Source organism: Pseudomonas sp. VD-NE ins, assembly GCF_031882575.1.
Taxonomy (GTDB): Bacteria; Pseudomonadota; Gammaproteobacteria; order Pseudomonadales; family Pseudomonadaceae; genus Aquipseudomonas; species Aquipseudomonas fluorescens_BZ.
The window spans coordinates 1,777,303-1,798,779 of sequence record NZ_CP134772.1; the positions used below are offsets into that span (position 1 = coordinate 1,777,303).

Annotated in this window: 20 protein-coding genes; all 20 read left to right on the forward strand. The window is 59.4% G+C overall.

The window, feature by feature from the left end:
* The first annotated feature begins 165 nt into the window (after positions 1–165).
* The 20 genes from rfbF to fliD all read left to right on the forward strand — a co-directional run bounded on the left by rfbF (position 166) and on the right by fliD (position 21,349).
* Positions 166–939: a glucose-1-phosphate cytidylyltransferase gene (gene rfbF / locus RMV17_RS07785; protein ID WP_090282332.1), complete on the forward strand. Its 774-nt coding sequence runs from the start codon at positions 166–168 to the stop codon at positions 937–939.
* Entirely contained in the window at positions 921–2,003 is a 1,083-nt protein-coding gene (gene rfbG / locus RMV17_RS07790; protein WP_108226863.1) for a CDP-glucose 4,6-dehydratase, read from the forward strand. Before rfbF ends, rfbG begins: the two co-directional genes overlap by 19 nt.
* On the forward strand, positions 2,000–2,560 hold the full coding sequence (gene rfbC / locus RMV17_RS07795) for a dTDP-4-dehydrorhamnose 3,5-epimerase (protein WP_102900440.1): 561 nt from the start codon (positions 2,000–2,002) through the stop codon (positions 2,558–2,560). Before rfbG ends, rfbC begins: the two co-directional genes overlap by 4 nt.
* Entirely contained in the window at positions 2,557–3,783 is a 1,227-nt protein-coding gene (locus tag RMV17_RS07800; RefSeq protein ID WP_311886179.1) for a class I SAM-dependent methyltransferase, read from the forward strand. The genes rfbC and RMV17_RS07800 overlap by 4 nt, the downstream gene beginning before the upstream one ends.
* On the forward strand, positions 3,780–4,631 hold the full coding sequence (locus RMV17_RS07805; RefSeq protein WP_311886180.1) for an NAD(P)-dependent oxidoreductase: 852 nt from the start codon (positions 3,780–3,782) through the stop codon (positions 4,629–4,631). Before RMV17_RS07800 ends, RMV17_RS07805 begins: the two co-directional genes overlap by 4 nt.
* The gene (locus RMV17_RS07810) at positions 4,628–5,698 is read left to right on the forward strand and encodes a class I SAM-dependent methyltransferase (RefSeq protein ID WP_311886181.1); all 1,071 of its coding nucleotides are present in this window, start codon (positions 4,628–4,630) and stop codon (positions 5,696–5,698) included. Before RMV17_RS07805 ends, RMV17_RS07810 begins: the two co-directional genes overlap by 4 nt.
* Positions 5,699–5,715: 17 nt before the next feature.
* The gene (locus tag RMV17_RS07815) at positions 5,716–6,453 is read left to right on the forward strand and encodes a cephalosporin hydroxylase family protein (protein WP_311886182.1); all 738 of its coding nucleotides are present in this window, start codon (positions 5,716–5,718) and stop codon (positions 6,451–6,453) included.
* A 54-nt stretch (positions 6,454–6,507) separates the two neighbouring features.
* The gene (locus RMV17_RS07820; RefSeq protein ID WP_311886183.1) at positions 6,508–9,423 is read left to right on the forward strand and encodes a TIGR00180 family glycosyltransferase; all 2,916 of its coding nucleotides are present in this window, start codon (positions 6,508–6,510) and stop codon (positions 9,421–9,423) included.
* 30 nt (positions 9,424–9,453) lie between these two features.
* Positions 9,454–10,455, forward strand: coding sequence for a UDP-N-acetylglucosamine 4,6-dehydratase (inverting) (pseB, locus tag RMV17_RS07825; protein ID WP_034153276.1), 1,002 nt, complete (start codon positions 9,454–9,456; stop codon positions 10,453–10,455).
* A complete protein-coding gene (gene pseC / locus RMV17_RS07830) occupies positions 10,452–11,609 on the forward strand; it encodes a UDP-4-amino-4,6-dideoxy-N-acetyl-beta-L-altrosamine transaminase (RefSeq protein WP_311886184.1) in 1,158 nt (385 codons plus the stop codon). The genes pseB and pseC overlap by 4 nt, the downstream gene beginning before the upstream one ends.
* A gap of 31 nt (positions 11,610–11,640) precedes the next feature.
* On the forward strand, positions 11,641–12,261 hold the full coding sequence (locus tag RMV17_RS07835) for a pseudaminic acid biosynthesis-associated methylase (protein ID WP_311886185.1): 621 nt from the start codon (positions 11,641–11,643) through the stop codon (positions 12,259–12,261).
* Positions 12,258–12,953: a pseudaminic acid cytidylyltransferase gene (gene pseF, locus RMV17_RS07840; protein WP_034153279.1), complete on the forward strand. Its 696-nt coding sequence runs from the start codon at positions 12,258–12,260 to the stop codon at positions 12,951–12,953. The genes RMV17_RS07835 and pseF overlap by 4 nt, the downstream gene beginning before the upstream one ends.
* The gene (gene pseG, locus RMV17_RS07845) at positions 12,950–14,455 is read left to right on the forward strand and encodes a UDP-2,4-diacetamido-2,4,6-trideoxy-beta-L-altropyranose hydrolase (protein WP_311886186.1); all 1,506 of its coding nucleotides are present in this window, start codon (positions 12,950–12,952) and stop codon (positions 14,453–14,455) included. The genes pseF and pseG overlap by 4 nt, the downstream gene beginning before the upstream one ends.
* Positions 14,448–15,500, forward strand: a complete 1,053-nt coding sequence (gene pseI, locus RMV17_RS07850; protein ID WP_311886187.1) for a pseudaminic acid synthase — start codon at positions 14,448–14,450, stop codon at positions 15,498–15,500. Before pseG ends, pseI begins: the two co-directional genes overlap by 8 nt.
* A gap of 225 nt (positions 15,501–15,725) precedes the next feature.
* Positions 15,726–16,652: a ketoacyl-ACP synthase III gene (locus RMV17_RS07855; RefSeq protein ID WP_034153282.1), complete on the forward strand. Its 927-nt coding sequence runs from the start codon at positions 15,726–15,728 to the stop codon at positions 16,650–16,652.
* Positions 16,653–16,739: 87 nt separating this feature from the next.
* Positions 16,740–18,029, forward strand: coding sequence for a 6-hydroxymethylpterin diphosphokinase MptE-like protein (locus RMV17_RS07860; RefSeq protein ID WP_311886188.1), 1,290 nt, complete (start codon positions 16,740–16,742; stop codon positions 18,027–18,029).
* On the forward strand, positions 18,026–18,292 hold the full coding sequence (locus RMV17_RS07865) for a hypothetical protein (RefSeq protein ID WP_311886189.1): 267 nt from the start codon (positions 18,026–18,028) through the stop codon (positions 18,290–18,292). Before RMV17_RS07860 ends, RMV17_RS07865 begins: the two co-directional genes overlap by 4 nt.
* A 242-nt stretch (positions 18,293–18,534) precedes the next feature.
* Positions 18,535–19,395: a flagellin domain-containing protein gene (locus RMV17_RS07870; RefSeq protein ID WP_016771090.1), complete on the forward strand. Its 861-nt coding sequence runs from the start codon at positions 18,535–18,537 to the stop codon at positions 19,393–19,395.
* Positions 19,396–19,467: 72 nt separating this feature from the next.
* Positions 19,468–19,824, forward strand: a complete 357-nt coding sequence (locus RMV17_RS07875) for a flagellar protein FlaG (protein WP_108226850.1) — start codon at positions 19,468–19,470, stop codon at positions 19,822–19,824.
* An 82-nt stretch (positions 19,825–19,906) separates the two neighbouring features.
* Positions 19,907–21,349, forward strand: a complete 1,443-nt coding sequence (gene fliD, locus RMV17_RS07880; protein WP_311886190.1) for a flagellar filament capping protein FliD — start codon at positions 19,907–19,909, stop codon at positions 21,347–21,349.
* Positions 21,350–21,477: the final 128 nt, after the last annotated feature.

A 21,477-nucleotide genomic window follows, 5' to 3' on the forward strand; every position in this document is an offset into this window, starting at 1 on the left:
GGGCTTGTGGAGCTGGCGCGTTTCCTGCAAGTCCCCTGTAAATCGCCATAAAACGAGCGCTCGCGGTCACTCCAGCGGCGCACGGATCGGCAAAAGGTTTAGCCAGAAGGCCCGCAAAGCTCAAGAAAGCTCTGCGCAGCCCGGTGACGAACAAGAGGGGAGACGATGAAGGCAGTAATTTTGGCGGGTGGCCTCGGCACGCGCATCAGTGAAGAGTCGCACCTCAAGCCCAAGCCGATGATCGAGATCGGTGGCAAGCCAATTCTCTGGCACATCATGAAGCAGTATTCCGCTCACGGAATTCACGACTTCGTGATCTGCCTCGGCTACAAGGGCTATGCGATCAAGGACTTCTTCGCCAACTACTTCCTGCACACCTCTGACGTCACCTTCAACATGCGCGAAAACCGCATGGACGTGCACCAGAACTACAGCGAGCCGTGGAGCGTCACCCTCATCGACACCGGTGAAGAAACCATGACCGGTGGCCGTCTGTTGCGCGCCGGCCGTTATCTGCAGGATGAAGAAGCGTTCTGCTTCACCTACGGCGATGGCGTTTCCGACATCAACATCGCTCAGCTTGTGGATTACCACAAAGCCCACGGTCGTCTGGCGACCGTCACTGCTGTGCAGCCGCCAGGTCGTTACGGCGCGCTTGAGCGTCAAGGCGATCAAGTGCTGGGCTTCACCGAAAAACCTCGCGGTGACGGTGGCTGGATCAACGGTGGCTTTTTCGTGCTCTCGCCGAAAGTGCTGCCGTACATCGCCGATGACGCCACCACTTGGGAAGCCGAACCGCTGGCACGTCTGGCGGCCGACGAACAGTTGAAAGCCTTTGAGCACGAAGGGTTCTGGCACCCGATGGACACCCTGCGCGACAAGAACCATCTCGAAGCCCTGTGGCAGAGCGGGGAGGCCCCATGGAAGCAATGGGCCTGAGTGCGGATTTCTGGCGCGGCAAACGCGTTCTCGTCACCGGACATACCGGTTTCAAAGGCAGTTGGCTGACGCTGTGGCTGCAAAGCCTCGGCGCGCAAGTCAGCGGTTTTTCCCTTGAACCTTCGACCGAGCCGAGCCTGTTTGAATTGGCGCGCGTGCATGAAGGCATCAACGATCAGCGCGGTGACTTGCGTGATCTCGGCGCCTTGCTGGAAATAATCGCTGACACCGAGCCGGAGATCGTGCTGCACCTGGCTGCTCAGCCGCTGGTGCGCGAAGGCTATCGTGATCCGCTCGGTACCTATTCCAGCAACGTCATGGGCACGTTGAACCTGCTCGAAGCGATTCGTCAGGTCGGCTGCGTGCGCGCCTGTGTGCTGGTCACCACCGACAAGGTCTACGCCAACAAGGAATGGCTGTGGCCGTACCGCGAAGACGAAGCCCTTGGTGGCCACGATCCTTACAGCAGCAGCAAGGCTTGCTGTGAATTGCTCGCCCAGTCTTATGCCGCGTCGTTCTTCCCGGCCGACAAGTACGCTGAACACGGTCTGGCTCTGGCCACGGCGCGTGCCGGCAACGTCTTGGGCGGCGGCGATTTTGCCCCTGAGCGACTGATTCCCGACGTACTCAAAGCGTGGACGGCAGACGAGCCGGTGACCTTGCGCTACCCGCAAGCCGTGCGCCCGTGGCAACACGCGCTGGAACCGCTGGCCGGTTACCTGCAACTGGCCGCCGGCCTCTACGAACAAGGGCCGGAATACGCCGGGGCGTGGAACTTCGGCCCGGGCGAGGCGGACATGTGCAGCGTTGGCGAAGTCGTCGAATTGCTCGCCAGTCGCTGGCCGCAGGCGCGCGGTTTGCGCATCGAAAAAAGCGAACTGCACGAGGCGGGCCTGCTGCGTCTGGACAGCAGCCGCGCCCGCCAGGTACTCGGCTGGCAGCCGCGCTGGACCTTGCAGGAGTGCCTGACCCAGACCCTCGATTGGCACCTGGCCTGGCAGAACGGCGATGACATGCGCAACGTCACCCTCGGCCAACTGAACCTGTACCGAGGCGCGCTGTGAGCGAGTTTTCCCTGAAGGCGTTGCCGCTGGCCGGCCTGTTCAGCGTTCAGCACAAACGCTTCGAAGATCAACGCGGGCACTTCGCCCGGCTGTTCTGCGAAGGCAGCTTGAGTGCGTTCGGCAGTGAATTCCATATCCGTCAGATCAACCATTCCTGCACTCGCGAGAAGGGCAGTGTGCGCGGTCTGCATTATCAGAATGGCAACGCCCCGGAAGCCAAACTGATCACCTGCCTGCGCGGTGAAGTGTGGGACGTGGCGGTGGATCTGCGTCCCGACTCGGAAACGTTTCTGCACTGGCACGCCGAGCACTTGAAGGCCGGCGATGGTCGCAGTCTGCTGATTCCGGCCGGCTTCGCCCACGGTTTCCAGACCCTCAGCGAAGATGCCGAATTGCTCTACTTGCACAGTGCCGATTACGCGCCGGAGCACGAGGGCGGTCTGTCGGTGAACGATCCACGGCTGGCGATTGCCTGGCCGTTGCCTGTCAATAATTTGTCAGCGCGTGATTCCAGCCATCCCGCGCTCGATCAACACTTTGCTGGAGTGCGTCTATGAACTGCCGTGGGTGCGCCGCACCGCTGAGCCTGCCGCTGATCGACCTCGGCACCTCGCCACCGTCCAACGCCTATGTGCACGCCGATCGTCTTGAACAGGCTGAGCAGTGGGTGCCGCTGAAGGTCGCGGTGTGCCAGCAATGCTGGCTGGTGCAGACCGAGGATTACACCCGCGCCGACAGCCTGTTCGACGCCGAGTACGCCTACTTCAGTTCGTTCTCCAGCACCTGGCTGGCCCATGCCGAGCGCTATGTCGCCGAGATGGTTGAGCGCTTTGGTCTGACTGCCGACAGCCGTGTGGTTGAAGTCGCCGCCAACGACGGTTATCTGCTGCAATACGTGGCCGCTCGGGGCATTCCGTGTCTGGGCGTTGAACCGACGCGCAGCACCGCGCAAGCGGCTCGTGAAAAAGGCCTGGAAATTCGTGAATTGTTCTTCGGTCGTGAGACTGCCGCGCATTTGCAAGCCGAAGGCTGGGGCGCCGATCTGATGGCGGCCAACAACGTGCTCGCGCATGTGCCGGACATCAACGATTTCCTCGGCGGCTTTGCCACTTTGCTCAAGCCGACCGGCGTAGCTACCTTCGAATTCCCGCAACTGCTGACGCTGATGGCCGGCGCGCAGTTCGACACGCTGTATCACGAACACTATTCCTACCTGTCGCTGACTGCCGTTCAGGCGCTGTGCGAGCGCAATGGCCTGCAAGTGTTCGACGTCAGCCAACTGACCACCCATGGTGGATCGCTGCGCGTGTTCGTGCAACGCAAGGACGGCGAACGTCGTCCGGTTCAACCAGCGGTGCAGCAACAGTTGCAGGCCGAACTGGATGCGGGGGTGAAAACCGCCGAGTACTACGCGACGCTCGCGCCCGCCGCTGAACGCATCAAACACGAACTGCTGCGCTTTCTGCTGCAGGCCAAGGCTGACGGCAAACGGGTTGTCGGTTATGGCGCGGCGGCCAAGGGCAATACCTTGCTCAACTATGCCGGGGTCAAACCCGACCTGCTGGCCTGGGTCGCCGATGCCAACCCGCACAAGCAGGGCAAATTTCTGCCGGGCAGTCGCATTCCGATCGTGGCGCCGGCGCAGATCGACCTCGAAAAACCCGACTACGTGTTGGTGCTGCCGTGGAACCTGCTGCACGAAGTCAGCCAGCAACTGGCGCAAGTGCGTCAGTGGGACGGCGGCTTTGTGATCGCCGTGCCTGAGTTGAAAGTGCTGTGAAGGTTCTGGTCACGGGAGCTACCGGTTTTGTCGGCCGCCATCTGGTCGTGGCGTTGCTGGCGCGCGGCTGCGATGTTCGCGCCGTGGCGCGTAACGCAGAAACCGCGCAAGGCATGCCGTGGATCAACGACGTCGAGTTCATCAGCGCCGATATTCACGCGCCTGATCTGGATGTCGCAGCACTGGTAAAAGGCATCGATGCACTGGCGCATCTGGCCTGGCCGGGCTTGCCGAACTACCGGGCGCTGTTCCATTTCGAACACAATCTGATGGCCGATTACCGCTTTATCAAAAGCGCGGTCGAGGCGGGCGTGCAGCAGGTGCTGGTCACCGGCACCTGTTTCGAATACGGCCTGCAAAGCGGCCCAATCAGTGAAAACACCGAGCCGCAGCCGAGCAATCCTTACGGTCTGGCCAAGCACACGCTGCACCTGTTTTTGCAAAATCTGCAGCAGCAGCATCCGTTTACTTTGCAGTGGACGCGCCTGTTCTATCTGCATGGCGAAGGGCAAAACCCCAACAGTCTGTTGGCCGCACTGGACCGGGCGATCGATGCCGGTGAAGCGTCGTTCAACATGTCCGCCGGTGAGCAGCTGCGCGATTTTCTGCCGATTGAACGCGCTGCCGGTTACCTCTCCGCGATCCTGCAAAAAACCGGCTTCAACGGCGTGATCAATTGCGCCAGCGGCCAACCGGTGTCCGTGCGTGCGTTGGTCGAACAACGCCTGCGCGAACGCGACGTGTCGCTGCATCTGAACCTCGGCCACTACCCATACCCAACCCACGAACCGCTGGCGTTCTGGGCGGTGACCGAGCGTTTGCAACAGTTACTGGGAGAGCTGCAATGAAGCACGAGTTGTACCGGGTCACCGACCTGCCAGTGTTGCAGAACCGCACCTTTGCCGATGCCGCATCGGCACAGGCCTCGGCCAGTGCCGACATGCTGTTGGTGCAGGACGAGCGCAGCGGTTTGATCTACAACGCCGCGTTTGACGCCGACAAACTCAGCTACGACGCCGATTACCAGAACGAGCAGGCGCATTCCGGCCAGTTCCAGAAGCATTTGAGTGACGTCGAAGGCATCATCGCCAAGCACTTCAAGGGTCAGGAACTGATCGAAGTCGGCTGCGGCAAGGGCTACTTTCTGGAGTTGCTCAAGGGCCTCGGTTATGCGATCACCGGCATCGATCCGGCTTACGAAGGCGAAAGCGCCGACGTGATCAAGGCGCCGTTCACTCGCGGTCTTGGTCTGGCGGCCGATGCCATCGTGCTGCGCCATGTGCTGGAGCATATTCAGGATCCGGTGAGCTTCCTCGCCGAAATCGCCAATGCCAATCAGGGCGGGCAGATCTACATCGAAGTGCCGTGCTTCGACTGGATTATCGAGCACAAAGCCTGGTTCGACCTGTTCTACGAACACGTCAATTATTTCCGCCTCGATGACCTGCGCCGGATGTTCGGCACTGTGCACGAAGCCGGGCACCTGTTCGGTGGCCAATACCTGTACATCGTCGCTGACCTTGCGACGTTGCGCCTGACCCCGGAACAACCGGTGCCGCGCCTGACGCTGCCTGACGGGTTTACCGCCAGCCTCGATCGTGCGGTGCAGATCATTCAGTCGGCGCCTGAGCAGGGTTCCGCGATCTGGGGCGCCTCGTCCAAAGGCGTGATCTATTCGCTGTTCCTGCAACGCGCAGGTGTCGCGGTGGATCGCGTGGTGGATATCAACCCGGCCAAACAGGGGCGTTATCTGCCGCTGAGTGGTGCCCGCGTTTCTTCACCGCAAGAGGCGATGGACGCGCTGCCTGAAGGTGCCCACCTGTTTGTGATGAATTCCAATTACCTCGAAGAGATCAAGCGGATGACCGGTGGACGCTACGTCTATCACGCCGTCGACAGCGCTTCGTTTCAGTGACCCTTGAGATTATTAAAATGACCGACAACAGCATCAACCAAGCCTTCGAAGCCGAGTGCCGGGAACAGATTGCCCAGCAGGGTGACGACCAGAAACTCACCGGCCTGGCCCGCGATTTCTTCAATCAATCGGCCAAGCACAAATACAGCTACCACTTCTCGTGGATGGGCCGTCCGATCATCCAGTTGCCACAAGACATGATGGCCATGCAGGAAATCATCTGGCAGGTCAAACCGGATCTGGTGATCGAGTGCGGCATCGCCCACGGCGGCTCGATCATCTACTACGCCTCGTTGCTGGAACTGCAAGGCCACGGCGAAGTGCTGGGCATCGACCTCGACATTCGCCCGCACAACCGCGAAGCGATCGAAAGCCACCCGATGGCCAAGCGCATCAAGATGATCGAAGGTTCGAGCATCGACGCCGGCATTGCCGCCCAGGTGCAGGCTGCGGCCAAAGGCAAGAAAGTCATTCTGGTACTCGACTCCAACCACACCCACGATCACGTCCTAGAAGAACTGCGTCTGTACGCTCCACTGGTGTCGGTCGACAGCTACTGCGTGGTCATGGACACCGTGGTTGAAGACATGCCGGCCGATTTCTTCCCGGATCGTCCATGGGGCCCGGGCGACAACCCGAAAACCGCCGTGTGGAAATACCTGGAAGAGAACCAGGATTTCGAGATCGACCAGCAGTTGCAGAACAAGCTGTTGATCACCGTGGCGCCGGACGGCTATCTGCGTCGCGTCCGTTAATTCGCAACATCACCAAGCGTTGTTTCGGCGAGTCGCCGGTTGTGGAGAGAAGTTATGCAAGGCAAGTACAGTTCTGAACTGGCGCTACCGCTCAACGAGCTATTGACGGTGGTGCTGATTACTCACAATCGTCCGGCGTTTCTGCGCCGGGCGGTGAAGTATTACAGCAGCTTGCCCTGCAAAATCATGGTGCTGGACTCCACACCGGAACGTCCCGAAGGCGATTTTTCCAGCGTCGATTATCACCATGTGCCGCAATTCGCTTACTGGGGCATGCAGGCCAAACTGGCTTATGGCGTGGAGCAATTGACCACGCCTTACATGGTGCTGGCGGCCGACGACGATTTCATCCTGCACGATTCGCTGACCGAGTCCGTAGGCTTTCTGCATGCCAATCCGGATTACGGCATGTGCCACGGCTATTGCCTGATGTACCTGACGTTGGCCGGTGGTGTCAGCTACTACCGCCGCGACAAGAAGGTTCAGGAAGACTATTGCGCCGAGAAGGCTGAGGATCGGGTCGTCGATTACATGAGCCAGTACATCCCGCCGTTCTACGCGGTGACCCGTACTGATCTGATGAAGAGCTGGCACTCGGCGCTGCCGCCGGGCACCAGTTTCCAGTGGCAGGAAATCGGCCATGTCTACTACCTGCTGGCCAGTGCCAAAGCGCGGATTCTGCCGATGCCTTATGTGGTACGGGAGATCAACTATGGCGCGTCCGAACACAGCACTGAGGTGTATCACTCGCTGACCTACGTCGATACCAAGTCAGTGGCAGAGCGTGAAGCGTTTGCCGAATTCCTCGCCGCGCTGCCGACTGAAATCAAGGATCTTGATACCGAGCAGGGCAAGGCGTTCGCCCTGCAAAGTTTCGAAGCGATGGTTGACAGCCTGCAATCGGGTCGGGCGCTGACGGCGGAACTGATCATCCAGTCCACCTGGAATCAGGAACTCAAGTATCCGGATCGCCGGTTCGGGCCGTTGCAGTACGTCGAAATGCCGTTCTACAACGAGGCGTTCTTCGACCGCTTGGCGCAGTTCGAATTCATGCTGCACGCCATGCCGGCGGGGCGTATTCAACTGGAAGGACTTGAGGGTATCTGGACCCGTCAGGCGCATTTGCTTCAGGCGCGCAACAATGACACACCGGAAAGCGTGCTTGATCGTTTGTGGCAGGCCCATGACCTGAATGCGTTCAATCGCACGGTGGTCAAACGTCTCGCCGCTCAACTGGCGTCGATGGGCGAAGCTCAAGAAGCGCAAGACATGCAGGCATGGATCGAGCGTCTCGAAGCGTTGACCGTTGAAGATCATCATGCGGTCATGGACAAGATGCAGTCCGGTCGCTTGCTCAAGTGGCTGGCTGCGCGCCGGCCGGGCGGGCAGCAGGTCGAGGCGATCAGCCAACATCTGGCGCAGAATGGCGGTGGCCCGCAGTTCGGCATTTTCCTGCTGGATCTGGACGACGATATCGACAAGCTCCAGGTCTCTCTCGACAGTTTGCTGGAAGGGCAGTGCAAGGCCTTCCGGATTGTCGTGTTCACCACCGGCGAAGCGCCGGCCGCCACCACCGCGCAGAACACCTTGCACTTTGTTCGGGTGACACCGGGCAATCTGGTCGACAAGCTCAATCAGAGTGCGCGTGAATCGCCGTGCGACTGGCTGCTGTTGGCTGAGGCCGGCGATGAGTTCACCGCCAGCGGCCTGTTGCGCGCCAGTCTGGAGCTGATGAACGCCGGCGATTGCCGTGCGGTGTCCACAGACGAAATCCAGCGCCAGGAAAACGGAGCACTGCTGGACGTGTTCCGTCCGGGCTTCAATCTTGACTTGTTGCTCAGCCTGCCAGCCTTGATGGCGCGGCACTGGCTGGTGCGCCGCGATGCGCTGGTGGAAGTCGGTGGTTACCGCGCCGACTTCAGCAAGGCGCTGGAACTTGACGTGCTGTTACGTCTGATCGAAGAGCATGGCCTCAACAGCCTCGCTCACCTCGATGAGCCGTTGCTGATTACCGAGGCGCCGGAGCTGGTCGAGAACCCTGACGAGCGTCTCGCGTTGCTGCGTCATTTGGGCAATCGCGGCTACAAAGCCAAGGTCACTTCGGCAGTACCGGGGGTTTACCAGATTGATTATCACCACAGTGATCGCCCGCTGGTGTCGATCATTATTCCTGCGGGTAACGATCTGGCAGCGCTGCAACGCTGCGTCGAAGGTGTGCTGCTGCGCACCCGCTATCACCAATATGAAGTGCTGATCGCCGCCACGGCGGATCAGGTGGCTGAGGTCAATGACTGGCTGGGCACTTATCGGCATTCGAAAGTCCAGGTGCTGCGTACCGATCGGGCATTGAGCGAAACGGCCTTGTACAACGCGGCCAGCCGCCAGGTGCGAGGCGAATATCTGGTGCTGTTGGCCGCCGATGCCGAAGTGGTCAATCCAAACTGGCTCGACTCTCTGCTCAATCATGCCCTGCGCCCGGAGGTCGGCGTGGTCGGCCCGAAACTGATCGACCGTGATCGCAAGATCAGCCAGGCCGGCCTGATCCTGGGCATGAACGGTGGTGTCGGTTCGGCCTTCGTCGGCGAAAAACACGATGCCGACGGTTACCTGCATCGCCTGGCGGTAGGGCAGAATTATTCGGCGGTATCGAGCGTCTGCCTGATGGTGCGCAAAGATCTGTTCGACGCACTGGGCGGTCTCGACGACAGCACCTTCAACGACGGCTTCAGCGACGTCGATCTGTGCCTGAGCGCGGCTCAGGCCGGTTATCTGACAGTCTGGACGCCAGCGGTGCAGGTCATCCATCAGGGCGAGTTGCCGCAGGCACCGAAAGCGCTCGCGGCCCTGAAGGAAAAATGGGCAGCCGCTTTCGCCCAGGATCAGGCCTACAACGCCAACCTGAGCCTGGACGGCAAAGGTTTCGCGCTCAATGCCAGCGCTGCGCTGGACTGGCCACAGTTGCTTGCTTAAGCCTGCCGGACAGGGAAGAGGAATCAGTACATGTTCAACGGTAAATCAATCTTCATCTCCGGCGGCACCGGTTCGTTCGGGCGCAAATTCATCGCCCGACTGCTCGAGCAATACCAGCCCAAGCGCGTGGTGGTGTTCTCCCGTGACGAGTTGAAACAGTACGAAATGCAGCAGACGTTCAACGCGCCGTGCATGCGCTATTTCATTGGTGACGTGCGCGACGCCGATCGTCTGCGTCAGGCCATGCGCGGCATCGACTACGTGGTGCATGCCGCGGCGTTGAAGCAAGTGCCTGCGGCGGAATACAACCCCACCGAATGCATCCGCACCAACGTCAATGGCGCGGAGAACATCATCGCCGCTGCCATCGATAACGGCGTGAAAAAAGTCGTCGCGTTGTCCACCGACAAGGCGGCCAGCCCGATCAACCTGTACGGCGCGACCAAGTTGCTCTCGGACAAATTGTTCGTCGCCGCCAACAATATTGCCGGTGAGCAGGAAACCCGTTTTGCCGTGGTGCGCTACGGCAACGTGGCCGGCTCGCGTGGTTCGGTGGTGCCGTTCTTCAGCAAGCTGATTACCGACGGTGCTACGGAGTTGCCAATCACCGACGAGCGCATGACGCGATTCTGGATCACCCTCGACCACGGCGTGCAATTTGTCCTCGACAGCTTTGCGCGGATGCACGGTGGTGAAGTGTTCGTGCCGAAGATTCCGTCGATCCGCATCGTCGATCTGGCGCGCGGCATGGCTGAACATCTGCCGCACAAGAACGTCGGCATTCGACCCGGTGAAAAGCTCCATGAGTTGATGGTGCCGCTGGACGATGCGCGGATGACCCTTGAATTCGAGGATCACTACACCATCCAGCCGTCGATTCGCTTCACCAGCGTCGATGTCGATTTTGCCGTCGACAAAGTCGGTGAGCGGGGGCGGGCGGTCAGCGAGGATTTCGAATACCGCTCCGACACCAACCCGCATTTTCTCTCGGTCGGGCAGATCGCTGATCTGCACGCGAAGCTCTCGGTATGATTCCCTACGGTCGGCAAAGCCTCGATCAGGCAGACATCGATGCCGTCGTCGAAGTGCTGCAGTCGGACTGGCTGACTCAAGGGCCGGGCATCGAGCGTTTCGAGCAGGCAATGGCCGAGCGTTGCCAGGCCGACTTCGCCGTTGCGGTGTGCAACGCCACGGCGGCGCTGCACATTGCCTGTCTGGCCGCAGGTCTGGGGCCGGGTGATCGTTTGTGGACGACGCCCAATACCTTTCTCGCCTCGGCCAACTGTGGACGTTATTGCGGCGCCGACGTCGATTTCGTCGACATCGATCCGCTGACCTGGAACCTTGATGTCTTCGCCCTCGAAGCGAAACTCGATCAGGCCGAGCAGGACGGCAGTTTGCCGAAAGTGCTGGTGGCGGTGGCGTTCTCCGGGCAGAGCTGCGACATGCGCAAGATTGCCGAACTGGCCGAGCGCTACAACTTCACCGTGATCGAAGATGCGTCTCACGCGGTCGGTGCGTCTTATGCCGGACGCCCGGTCGGTTGCGGCGAATTTGCGGCGATGACGGTGTTCAGTTTTCACCCGGTAAAAATCATCACCAGCGCCGAGGGCGGCATGGTGTTGACCAACCGCCCGCAACTGGCCGAGCGCCTGCAACGTTTGCGCAGCCACGGCATGACCCGTGATCCGCAGCAAATGACCGAGGCCAGTCATGGCCCGTGGTACTACCAACAGATCGAGCTGGGCTTCAACTACCGGATCACCGATCTGCAGGCAGCACTGGGTTGGTCGCAACTGGGCAAGCTCGACGACTTCATCGCCCGGCGTCGTGAACTGGCGGCGCGATACGATCGCTTGCTGACGTTTCTGCCGGTGACGTTGCCCAGCCCTCAGCCCGAGGCGCAATCGGCGTGGCATCTGTATGTGATTCGCTTGCAGACCGATCGCATCAGCCTCAGTCACCGTCAGGTGTTCGAAGGCTTGCGAGCCGCCGGGATCGGCGTAAACCTGCACTATATTCCTGTGCATTTGCAGCCCTACTACCGTGATCTGGGTTTTGCAGAGGGCGATTTTCCCGAGGCCGAACGTTATTACGCTGAAGCAATCAGCTTGCCGCTGTACCCATTGCTGAGTGATCAGCAGCAGGATTATGTAGTCGAGCAATTGCGTCGGCTGACCGAATAAATGCCGCTGAGGCAATGGATGAGTATCTGCAATGCGTCATTTGAGTGAGCAGGAAAAGTTCTGGCAGGGCGACTTCGGCAACCAGTACGTCGCGCGCAATGTCGGTCAGCCGCTAGTGGCGGCGAACCTGGCGTTGTTTGCCAAAGCGCTGAGCCGGGCTGCAGGTATCGAGAGTCTGGTTGAGCTGGGCACCAATGCCGGCAACAATTTGCAGGCGTTGCATCAACTGCTGCCGCGTTGTGAACTGTTCGGCGTCGAGATCAATGAAAGCGCTTGTGCTCAAGCTCGAACGTTGGACATTGCCCAGATCTGGCAAGGCTCGCTGTTCGATTTCCCGCGCGAGCGCCGCTACGACCTGACCCTGAGTAAAGGCGTGCTGATTCACTTGGCCCCGGAGCTGTTGCCGACCGCTTATGCGCAGTTGTATGAGTTGAGCCAGCGCTACATCCTGATCGCCGAGTATTACAATCCGGCACCGGTGGAGGTGTCCTATCGTGGCAACAGCGGCAAGCTGTTCAAGCGCGACTTTGCCGGTGAAATGCTCGATCGCTATGCCGATTTGCACTTGCTGGATTATGGTTTCGTCTATCACCGCGATCCGCAGTTTCCTGTGGACGACATCACTTGGTTCCTGTTGGAAAAGCGCCCTTGAGCAACGTCGCAATCATCCCGGCCCGTGGCGGTAGCAAACGCATCCCGCGCAAGAACCTTTTGCCGTTCGACGGCGTGCCGATGATTGTCCGTTCGATCCGCACCGCGCTTGAGTCCGGCTTGTTCGACCTGGTGGTGGTCAGCACGGACGATGCCGAGATTGCCGAGGTGGCGCGAGCGCACGGTGCACAGGTGCCGTTCATGCGTCCGGCGGCGTTGGCCGATGATTTCACCGGCACTGCTGCGGTTATCGTGCATGCGCTGGAGCAACTGCCATCCTTCGATTTCGCTTGCTGCATTTACGCTACGGCACCGCTGTTGCAGGTGCGTTATCTACGTGAAGGCCTGGAGTTGCTGGAACGGCATGCAGACAAGTCGTTTGCGTTCTCCGTTTGCGATTTCGGCTTTCCGGTGCAACGGGCATTGACGCTGGACGAGCAGGGCGCCTTGCGCGCGTTGTATCCCGAGTTCCGCAACACCCGCTCGCAGGACCTGCCCAAAGCTTTTCAGGATGCCGGTCAGTTTTATTGGGGCCGTCGTGAGGCGTGGTTGCGCGGCGAGGTGCTCTATTCCCCAGCCAGCCTGCCGGTGATTCTGCCCCGGCATTTGGTCCAGGACATCGATACCCCCGAAGACTGGAAGCGCGCCGAATACCTTTACGCCGCGCTCAAGGCTGGTGGAGAGCTGCAATGAGAGTGCTGATTCGTGCCGACGCCTCGCCAACCATCGGCAGTGGCCACATTGCTCGCTGCCTGACGCTGGCGCGAGTGCTGCGCGCGCAGGGCAGTCATGTCGCCTTCGCCTGTCGACGGTTGCCGGGACATCGTCTGGAGGCATTGAGCGCCGAGGGATTCGAAACGTTCGCGCTGCCTGATCGCTACGCCAATGAAGATCCACAGCAAGCCATCGAATCGATGCTGCCGTGGCAGGCCGACATTGATGCACTGGGCTCGCAGCTTGAAGGTCAGGCCGAGTTTGACTGGATCATCGTCGACCACTACGGTCTCGATCATCATTGGCAAACCGCTGCACGGCGCTGGGCGCATCGAATTGCAGCGGTGGATGATCTTGCTACCCGGCGCTACAGCGTCGATTTGTTGCTCAATCAGAATCTTTCCGGCCTCAGTGAAAACTATGCGCCGTTGCTGCCCGAAGGTTGTCGCACGTTGCTCGGGCCGCGTTATGCGCTGTTGCGCGAAGAATTCAACTGCCCTGCCATCGAGATCAAGCCCAAGGCGCGCCGGGTACTGGTGAACTTCGGCGGATTCGATGCCGCAATGCAAACCCGCCACGCGATGCTGGCCCTGGCGGATTTCACCGAGTTGCAGGTGGACTTCGTCGCTGGCGCCGACAATCCGGCATGGGCGCAGATGCAGGCATTGGCCGAGACACGGCCGAACTGGCGTCTGCACAGTTTTGTCAGCGATTTCTACCAGCGCATGAGCGAAGCCGACCTGTTTGTCGGCGCCGGTGGCGGCACCAGTTGGGAGCGCGCAGCGTTGGGCTTGCCGACAATTTGCATTGCCGTGTCGAACAACCAGCAGGCCAACGGCGAAGTCATGGCCGTAACGGGGACACATGTTTTCATGGGCGCCCGTGAGCAGGTCAGTGTCGAGCAGTTGCGCGACGCCATCGGCTTCGTCGCCGACAATTATTATTTGCGACAGGGCCTGGCCGAACGCTCGCGGCAACTGGTCGATGGACGCGGAGCGCTGCGCGTTGCTGCCGCTCTGGCCGGCGCAGTGCTGGCCATCCGTCCCGCCACGTTAGAGGATGCACGGCTGTTGTTCGATGGTCGCAATGCCGAAACGGTACGGCGTTGGTCGCTGGCGAGCGCTGAAATCGACTGGTCGCAGCACGTCAACTGGCTGACCGCCAGTCTGCGTAATCCGCAGCGTTTACTGTTGATCGCCGAATCCGATGACGGCCCGGTCGGTGTGCTGCGTTACGACCTGCGCGGGTTTGCTGCCGAAGTATCGATCTATCTGCTTGAGGGACGTTTCGGCCTGGGTTGGGGTAAGGCGCTGCTGACGCGGGGCGAAGCGTTCGTCACCCGCCACTGGCCGCAAGTGACCGCCATTACCGCTCAGGTACTGCCGGGCAATCGTGCCTCGTTGAATGTGTTTCATGACGCCGGGTTCACTCAGAGTGCCTGTGCGTTCACCCGTGTTTTGAAGGATCACCCGCATGACTAGTTTCAAGATTGGTAACCGCTTGATCGGTGCCGATGCGCCGCCCTTCATCATCGCCGAGATGAGCGGCAACCATAACCAGTCGCTGGACGTGGCCCTGCAAATTGTCGAGGCAGCAGCGAAGGCGGGGGCGCATGCGCTGAAGCTGCAAACCTACACCGCCGAAACCATGACGCTGGATTTGTCTGAAGGCGAATTCTTCATCAAGGATCCGGGCAGTCTGTGGGCGGGTACTTCGCTCTACGATTTGTATGAACAAGCTCATACGCCGTGGGAATGGCATGCGCCGATTTTTGCTCGTGCCAAGGAACTGGGGATGCTCGCGTTCTCGACGCCGTTCGATGGCAGCGCTGTGGACTTTCTCGAGAGTCTCGACGTGCCGGCGTACAAGATCGCCAGTTTCGAAAACACCGATTTGCCGTTGATCCGCCGTGTGGCCGCTACCGGCAAGCCGCTGATCATTTCAACCGGCATGGCCAGCATCGCCGAGCTGGATGAGGCCGTTCGCGCCGCGCGCGAGGCCGGCTGTAAGGATCTGGTGTTGCTCAAATGCACCAGCACGTACCCGGCCACGCCGCTCAACAGCAATGTGAGAACCATCGCGCATTTGCGCGAATTGTTCGGCTGCGAAGTGGGGCTGTCGGATCATTCGATGGGTGTTGGCGTGTCGGTGGCGGCGGTGGCGCTCGGTGCGACGGTGGTGGAAAAACACTTCACCCTCGACCGTTCAGCAGGTGGCGTCGATGCGAGTTTCTCCCTGGAACCGGCGGAAATGGCCAGTCTGGTGGTGGAAACCGAGCGCGCCTGGCAAGCCATGGGCCAAGTGCATTACGGTGTCACAGAGGCCGAACGCAAGTCGCTGGTCTATCGCCGCTCGCTGTACGTCACCGCCGACATGGCTGCCGGTGAGCCCTTTTCCCCGGACAATCTGCGCGCCATTCGCCCGGGTCTCGGTCTGCCGCCCAAGCACACCGACGCCGTCCTCGGCCGCCGCGCACGCATGCCGATCAAGCGCGGCACGCCGCTGGACTGGTCGTTGGTTGAATAGCCGATCTGCACCGATTCGGCAAAATAGCGTGACCTGCGAGTCATAACGCGCATCTTCACTGTATTGTATTGATCGGGGAGATGGCGCCTGGCTCGTTTTCGATTCCAGTGATAGCCCTTTGCGCTCCCCGTGGCTGCCCGTTTTGGCGGCCGTTTTCTGTTTGTCGGCGCCCCTCGAAATCCTTGCGAGCGGTGGTCTTGGGCTGTTTTTTATTGGGAAGCCGTAATGATTGGCATAAAAAGCATTGCGAGCTACGTTCCTGTAGCCGGCGTGGACAATTACGCACAAGGTGCAAAATTCGAGAAGGATGAAGAATTCATCCTTGGCAAGATCGGCTCGGCGTTCCTGCCGCGCAAAGATGCTGAACAGGAAACCTCCGATCTGTGCGTGGAAGCGGCCAATGCGCTGTTTGCCAGCAACCCTGATCTGAAACGTGAGTCGATCGACGCCTTGATCGTCGTCACCCAGAACGGTGACGAAGAAGGCCTGCCACACACCGCCGCCATCGTGCAGGACAAACTCGGTCTGCCGACCAATGTTGCCGCGTTCGACATTTCCCTGGGCTGCTCCGGTTACGTCTACGGCATCTACGCGATCAAGGGCTTCATGGAAGCCGCCGGCCTGAAGAACGGCCTGCTGATCACCGCTGACCCGTATTCGAAAATCGTCGATCCGGAAGACCGCAACACCACCATGCTGTTCGGCGATGCCGCCACCGCAACGTGGATGGGCGAAGAGCCGACCTGGGCACTGGGCAAAGCCAAGTTCGGCACCGACGGTTCGGGTGCTCCGCACCTGAAAGTCACCGATGGCGTGTTCTTCATGAACGGTCGTCAGGTGTTCAACTTTGCGCTGCTCAAAGTCCCGGCACACTTGCACGAACTGCTCGACGATTCCGGTCTGAAGGCCGATGACATCGATGCCTTCTGCATTCACCAGGGCAGCGCGGCAATTGTCGATGCCGTGGCGCGACGTTTCGAAGGCGAGCCGGAAAAATTCATCAAGGACATGGTCGAGACCGGCAATACCGTGTCGTCGAGCATTCCGTTGCTGCTGGAAAAACACGTCATCGATTCCGACTGGCAGCGTATTGCCCTGAGCGGGTTTGGTGTCGGCCTGTCGTGGGGCTCGGCGATTATTTATCGTCCTTGAGTCTGAGCAAAAACGGCGGATACAAAAATAGCGTTCAAGGTTAACCTTGAACGCTATTTTTTTGCCTGAACGGGAGCGCGAGGCGCCATGAGCGAGTTTTTTCAAGCCAATGCCGAGGTGTTGCAACGGCGCTGGCCGGCGCTGTTCGAGCGACTGGTAGCGGAGGACAGTACGGCCGTCCCCGCTCAACTGGTTGAGGGGCTAGGCTCGACGCTGAGCATCAACGGCATTCAACTCACCAGTCGTCACGATCGTCTCCATGAAGCGCAGATTCAGGCGGCCAGTCTGCCCGACAAGGCGCAGTTGCATGTCTATGGCACCGGTCTCGGCGATTTGCCCACGGTGCTGCTTGAGCGGTCCGGACTGCAACGCTTGTACGTACACATCCTCAATGGCGCGCTGTTTGCGCTGGTGGTGCAACTGCTCGATCAGCGCCAGTGGCTGGAAGATCCGCGCGTCGAGTTGTTTTACGCCGGCGATCATCCAGACTTTTTTACGCCGTTTTTTGCCCTGCCTGCCGAGATGCTGTTGGCCGACGATTTCAACGCAAAAGTGCGTGATCGCCTGGTCAGCGAAGTCCACCTGAGCTTCAACAATCGGGATTTCGATCCGCAGTCAACGGAGATTCAACAGCGTCTGCAGGAATGCCTGCCGGTGCTGCTCGCCGATGCGGACGTGGCGCAGTTGTTCGGCACCTGTGTCGGCCGGGAAATCTACGTGATCGCCACCGGGCCGACGCTGGAGCAGCATTACCAGCGTCTGGCGGCAATCCGTCAGCGCGCCGAACGCCCGTTGTTCATCTGTGTCGACACTGCGTATCGACCGCTGCGCGAACACGGGATTGTGCCTGACCTGGTGGTGAGCATTGATCAGCGCATCAGCTTTCGCCATTTGCCATTCGAGGAGTCCGACGGCATCCCGCTGGTGTATCTGCCGATGAGCGATCCGTCGGTTTTGAAGGCGTGGAAGGGTAAGCGTTACGGTGGTTATTCCGCGAGTCCGATCTACGCGAATCTGCGTGAGCAGCACCCGCGAGCGCAGTTGCACGTGGGCGGCAGTGTGATTCACCCGGCGGTGGATCTGGCGGTAAAGATGGGCGCCACCGGCATCACGCTGTTTGGTGCTGACTTCGCCTTCCCGATGAACAAGACCCATGCAGGCTGGAACGACGGCGATCTGGGGCCGTCGGTGAATCAGGCGCGGCATTGGGTGCGTGATGGCCATGGTCAGCGGGTCAGCACACAGCTCAACTTTCGCGGTTATCTGTGCGTGCTGGAGCGCTATATCGCTGCACATCCACAGGTCGAATTTCTCAACAGCAGCCGCTCCGGGGCGCTGATCGCCGGAACCGGTTTCAACCCGGAGTTTGTGCAATGAGTACGCTGAGCCTCTGTAAGGATGAATGTCGCCAGTGTGCGGGGTTGTTTCGCCTCGGGCGCGATGTCGAGGCGGCGCTGACGATGGTCGATGTGTTTGAAAAGGCCCAGCAATGTTTAGCGTCTGCCCCGGCAGAGGGTCAGCAGGTGTGGGCGCAGCTGTTACTGCAAATGCTCGATTGTCAGGAGCGCCAGGACTGGTTGGGGCTGGCTGATTACATGGAGTACGAATTGATCGAGTTGCTGGAAAGTGTTCCGGCCTGAGCAGGCCGACAGCACTGGCCCGCAGGTTTGCGCCGAAGTCGGTTTTATGACGTCATTTTTTCGCGGGTGATGTGCTGCTAAGTCTTTGTTTTCGCGGGGGTGGCAGGGTGATGGCAAAATTTTTTCAAAAAGCCCTCAAGCAACCTGCAAACCCGACGATAACTATTACGAAGGTTCTCTAGGCCATACCCGGCGGTTGCCAGGGCCGGAAGCCGCAGTACCCAACCAACGAGGAATTCGTCATGGCTTTAACAGTAAACACCAACACCACGTCGTTGAACGTTCAGAAAAACCTGAACCGCGCTTCCGACGCTCTGTCGACTTCGATGCAGCGCCTGTCTTCCGGCCTGAAAATCAACAGCGCTAAAGACGACGCCGCTGGCCTGCAAATCTCCAACCGTATGTCCTCGCAGATCCGCGGTAACACCCAAGCTATCCAGAACGCCAACGACGGTATCTCCGTTGCTCAGACCGCTGAAGGCGCTCTGCAAGCTTCGACCGACATCCTGCAGCGTATGCGTGAACTGGCTGTTAAAGCACGTAACGGCACCAACGGCACTGCTGACCAGACCGCAACCAACGCTGAATTCGCTCAGATGTCTGACGAAATCACCCGTATCTCGGCTGCTACCAACCTGAACGGCAAAAACCTGCTGGACGGTTCGGCTGGTACTGTGACTCTGCAAGTTGGCGCAAACACCGGTTCGGCTAACCACATCGACCTGGTACTGAGCTCCAAGTTCGACGCCGTCAGCCTGTCGGTTGGTAGCGGTACTGTAGTTCTGACCGGTACTTCGGGTACTGGTGCTGGTTCTGCTTCGCAGAACATCGACAACGCGATCACTGCAATCGACGCCGCTATCGCTGCTATCGGTGCAACCCGTGCTAGCCTGGGTGCTTCGCAAAACCGTCTGACCAGCACCATCTCCAACCTGCAGAACATCACTGAAAACACCACTGCTGCACAAGGTCGCGTACAAGATACCGACTTCGCCGCAGAGACTGCTAACCTGACCAAGCAGCAAACCCTGCAACAGGCTTCGACCTCGGTTCTGGCTCAAGCCAACCAACTGCCTTCCGCTGTACTGAAGCTGCTTCAGTAATTTCGGAATGAGTTTGAGCGGGGGGGTGCGCTGGTCGCGCTCTCTCGCTTTTTTCGTTAAGAGGTGATGGGCATGGACATGAGCGTAAAGCTTAACGTGTCTTATCCGGCTCCCAAGCCAGTGCCACCGGTTGCTGACAAATCGTCAGAGATGCCTAAAGTTGCCAAGACTGAAGCGCCGGTCGCTGCCAAGAGTCAGGAAACGGACGACGCCAAGTTGAAACTGGCGGTGCAGGAGATCGAAAAGTTTGTACAGTCGATCAAGCGCAATCTGGAGTTTTCGATCGACGAACACTCCGGGAAGGTCATCGTCAAGGTGATCGCAAGCGAGACGGGTGAGGTCGTACGACAGATTCCCTCCGCAGAAGCCCTCAAGCTGGCAGACAGCCTCGCCAATGCGAGTCACGTGTTGTTCGACGCCAAAGTCTGATAGCTGGCATGAATAGTGTTTGTCCGTTCTCAGGGCGCGTGTAACGGTCAAAAGAATGGCAACAATCTGAAGGGAGATGCACATGGCAAGTCCAATTCTACCGGGTTCCGGACTGGGTTCCGGCCTGGACATCGGCGCGATCGTCACCGCGCTGGTCAACGCCGACAAGTCTGCCAAACAGACGCAGATCGATACTGCAACTAAAACCAACACCCTGAAGATTTCCGGTGTCGGTACGCTGAAAAGCGCGTTGGCGGCTTACCAGAAGGCAATGACCGATCTGAGCAGCAAGACCAACCCTGCGTTTGCCGGTTACACGGCGACCTCGGCTACCCCGGCAACGCTGACCGCTACTTCCGATAACACGGCTGTTTCGGGCACATACAGTGTCGTGGTGAATAACCTGGCCACCGGCTCGAAAGTAGCCAGTGCATCCTTCGCCGGCGGCGCGGCCAGTGCCATTCCGAGTGGTACCCTGAAAATCAGTCAGAATGGCACTGATTACAATGTCGATATTCCGGCCAATGCCACCTTGCAGACCACCCGTGACGCCATCAACAAGGCGCAGGGTGTCAACGGCATTTCCGCCAACATCGTGACCGACAGCTCGGGCGCTTCGCGTCTGGTGATCAGTTCGAACAAGACGGGCGCCGGCTCCGACCTGACGGTCAGTGGCATTGCCGGTCTGGAAATCGATGGCACCAAAGTCATGTCTGCCACCCCGACCGCCGGTGATTCAGGGTCTGTGGGCGACATTGCCAAGGATGCGAAGCTGACCATTGATGGTCTTACCGTGACCAGCAAAAGCAACACGGTGAGCGGCGCCATCAGTGGCTTGACCATGAACCTGGTAGAAGCCAGCCCTACGGCGGTGAAGGTCTCTGTCGATACCAATACCAAGGGCTTGCAGGCTTCGGTTCAGCAATTCGTCGATGCCTTCAATACGCTCAAGACCACCATCGATAGCCTGTCCAAGGCAACGCCGGACGAAGATGGCAAGTTGACGGTGCAGGCCGCGTTTACCGGTGATTCTCTGCCGCGTACGTTGATTGCAGACATTCGTGCTCAGTTGACCACTTCGTCGCCAGGCGAGCTGGGTGTGCTGTCGCAGATCGGTGTCATGACTGATCGCGACACCGGTAAGCTGACGCTGGACGCTACTGCCTTCAACAAGGCTATGTCTCAGCCAGGCATGACGGGTCAGGTTCAGCAGTTGTTCACCGGCACCGACGACAAGAACGGTCTGCTGGCGCGCATGACCAAGGCGGTCGATCCGTACCTCAAAGCTTCTGCTGACGGTAAAACCACCACCGGTTTGCTTGATCAGCGCATGACCATTCTGAACAACAACACCCGCAGCCTCACGTCGCAGCAATTGGCGCTGGACCTGCGTGTGGCCAACCTGACCAAGACGTTGACTGCCAAGTACAACGCCATGGACTTGCTGGTAGGGCAGATGAAGGCAACGGCGAGCAACATCACGTCGTTCTTCAGCTCGCTGAACGCGCAGCAATCCGCGAAGTAACAGGCAGGAACGACAAAAACCCGGCTACGCTTTATCGGCGTGCGCCGGGTTTTTGTCTTTTAATCTAAAGTTTTGTGATTCGTTGGCGATACACTGGTTATACGAGTCATTGTGGCAATGAGGTAGAA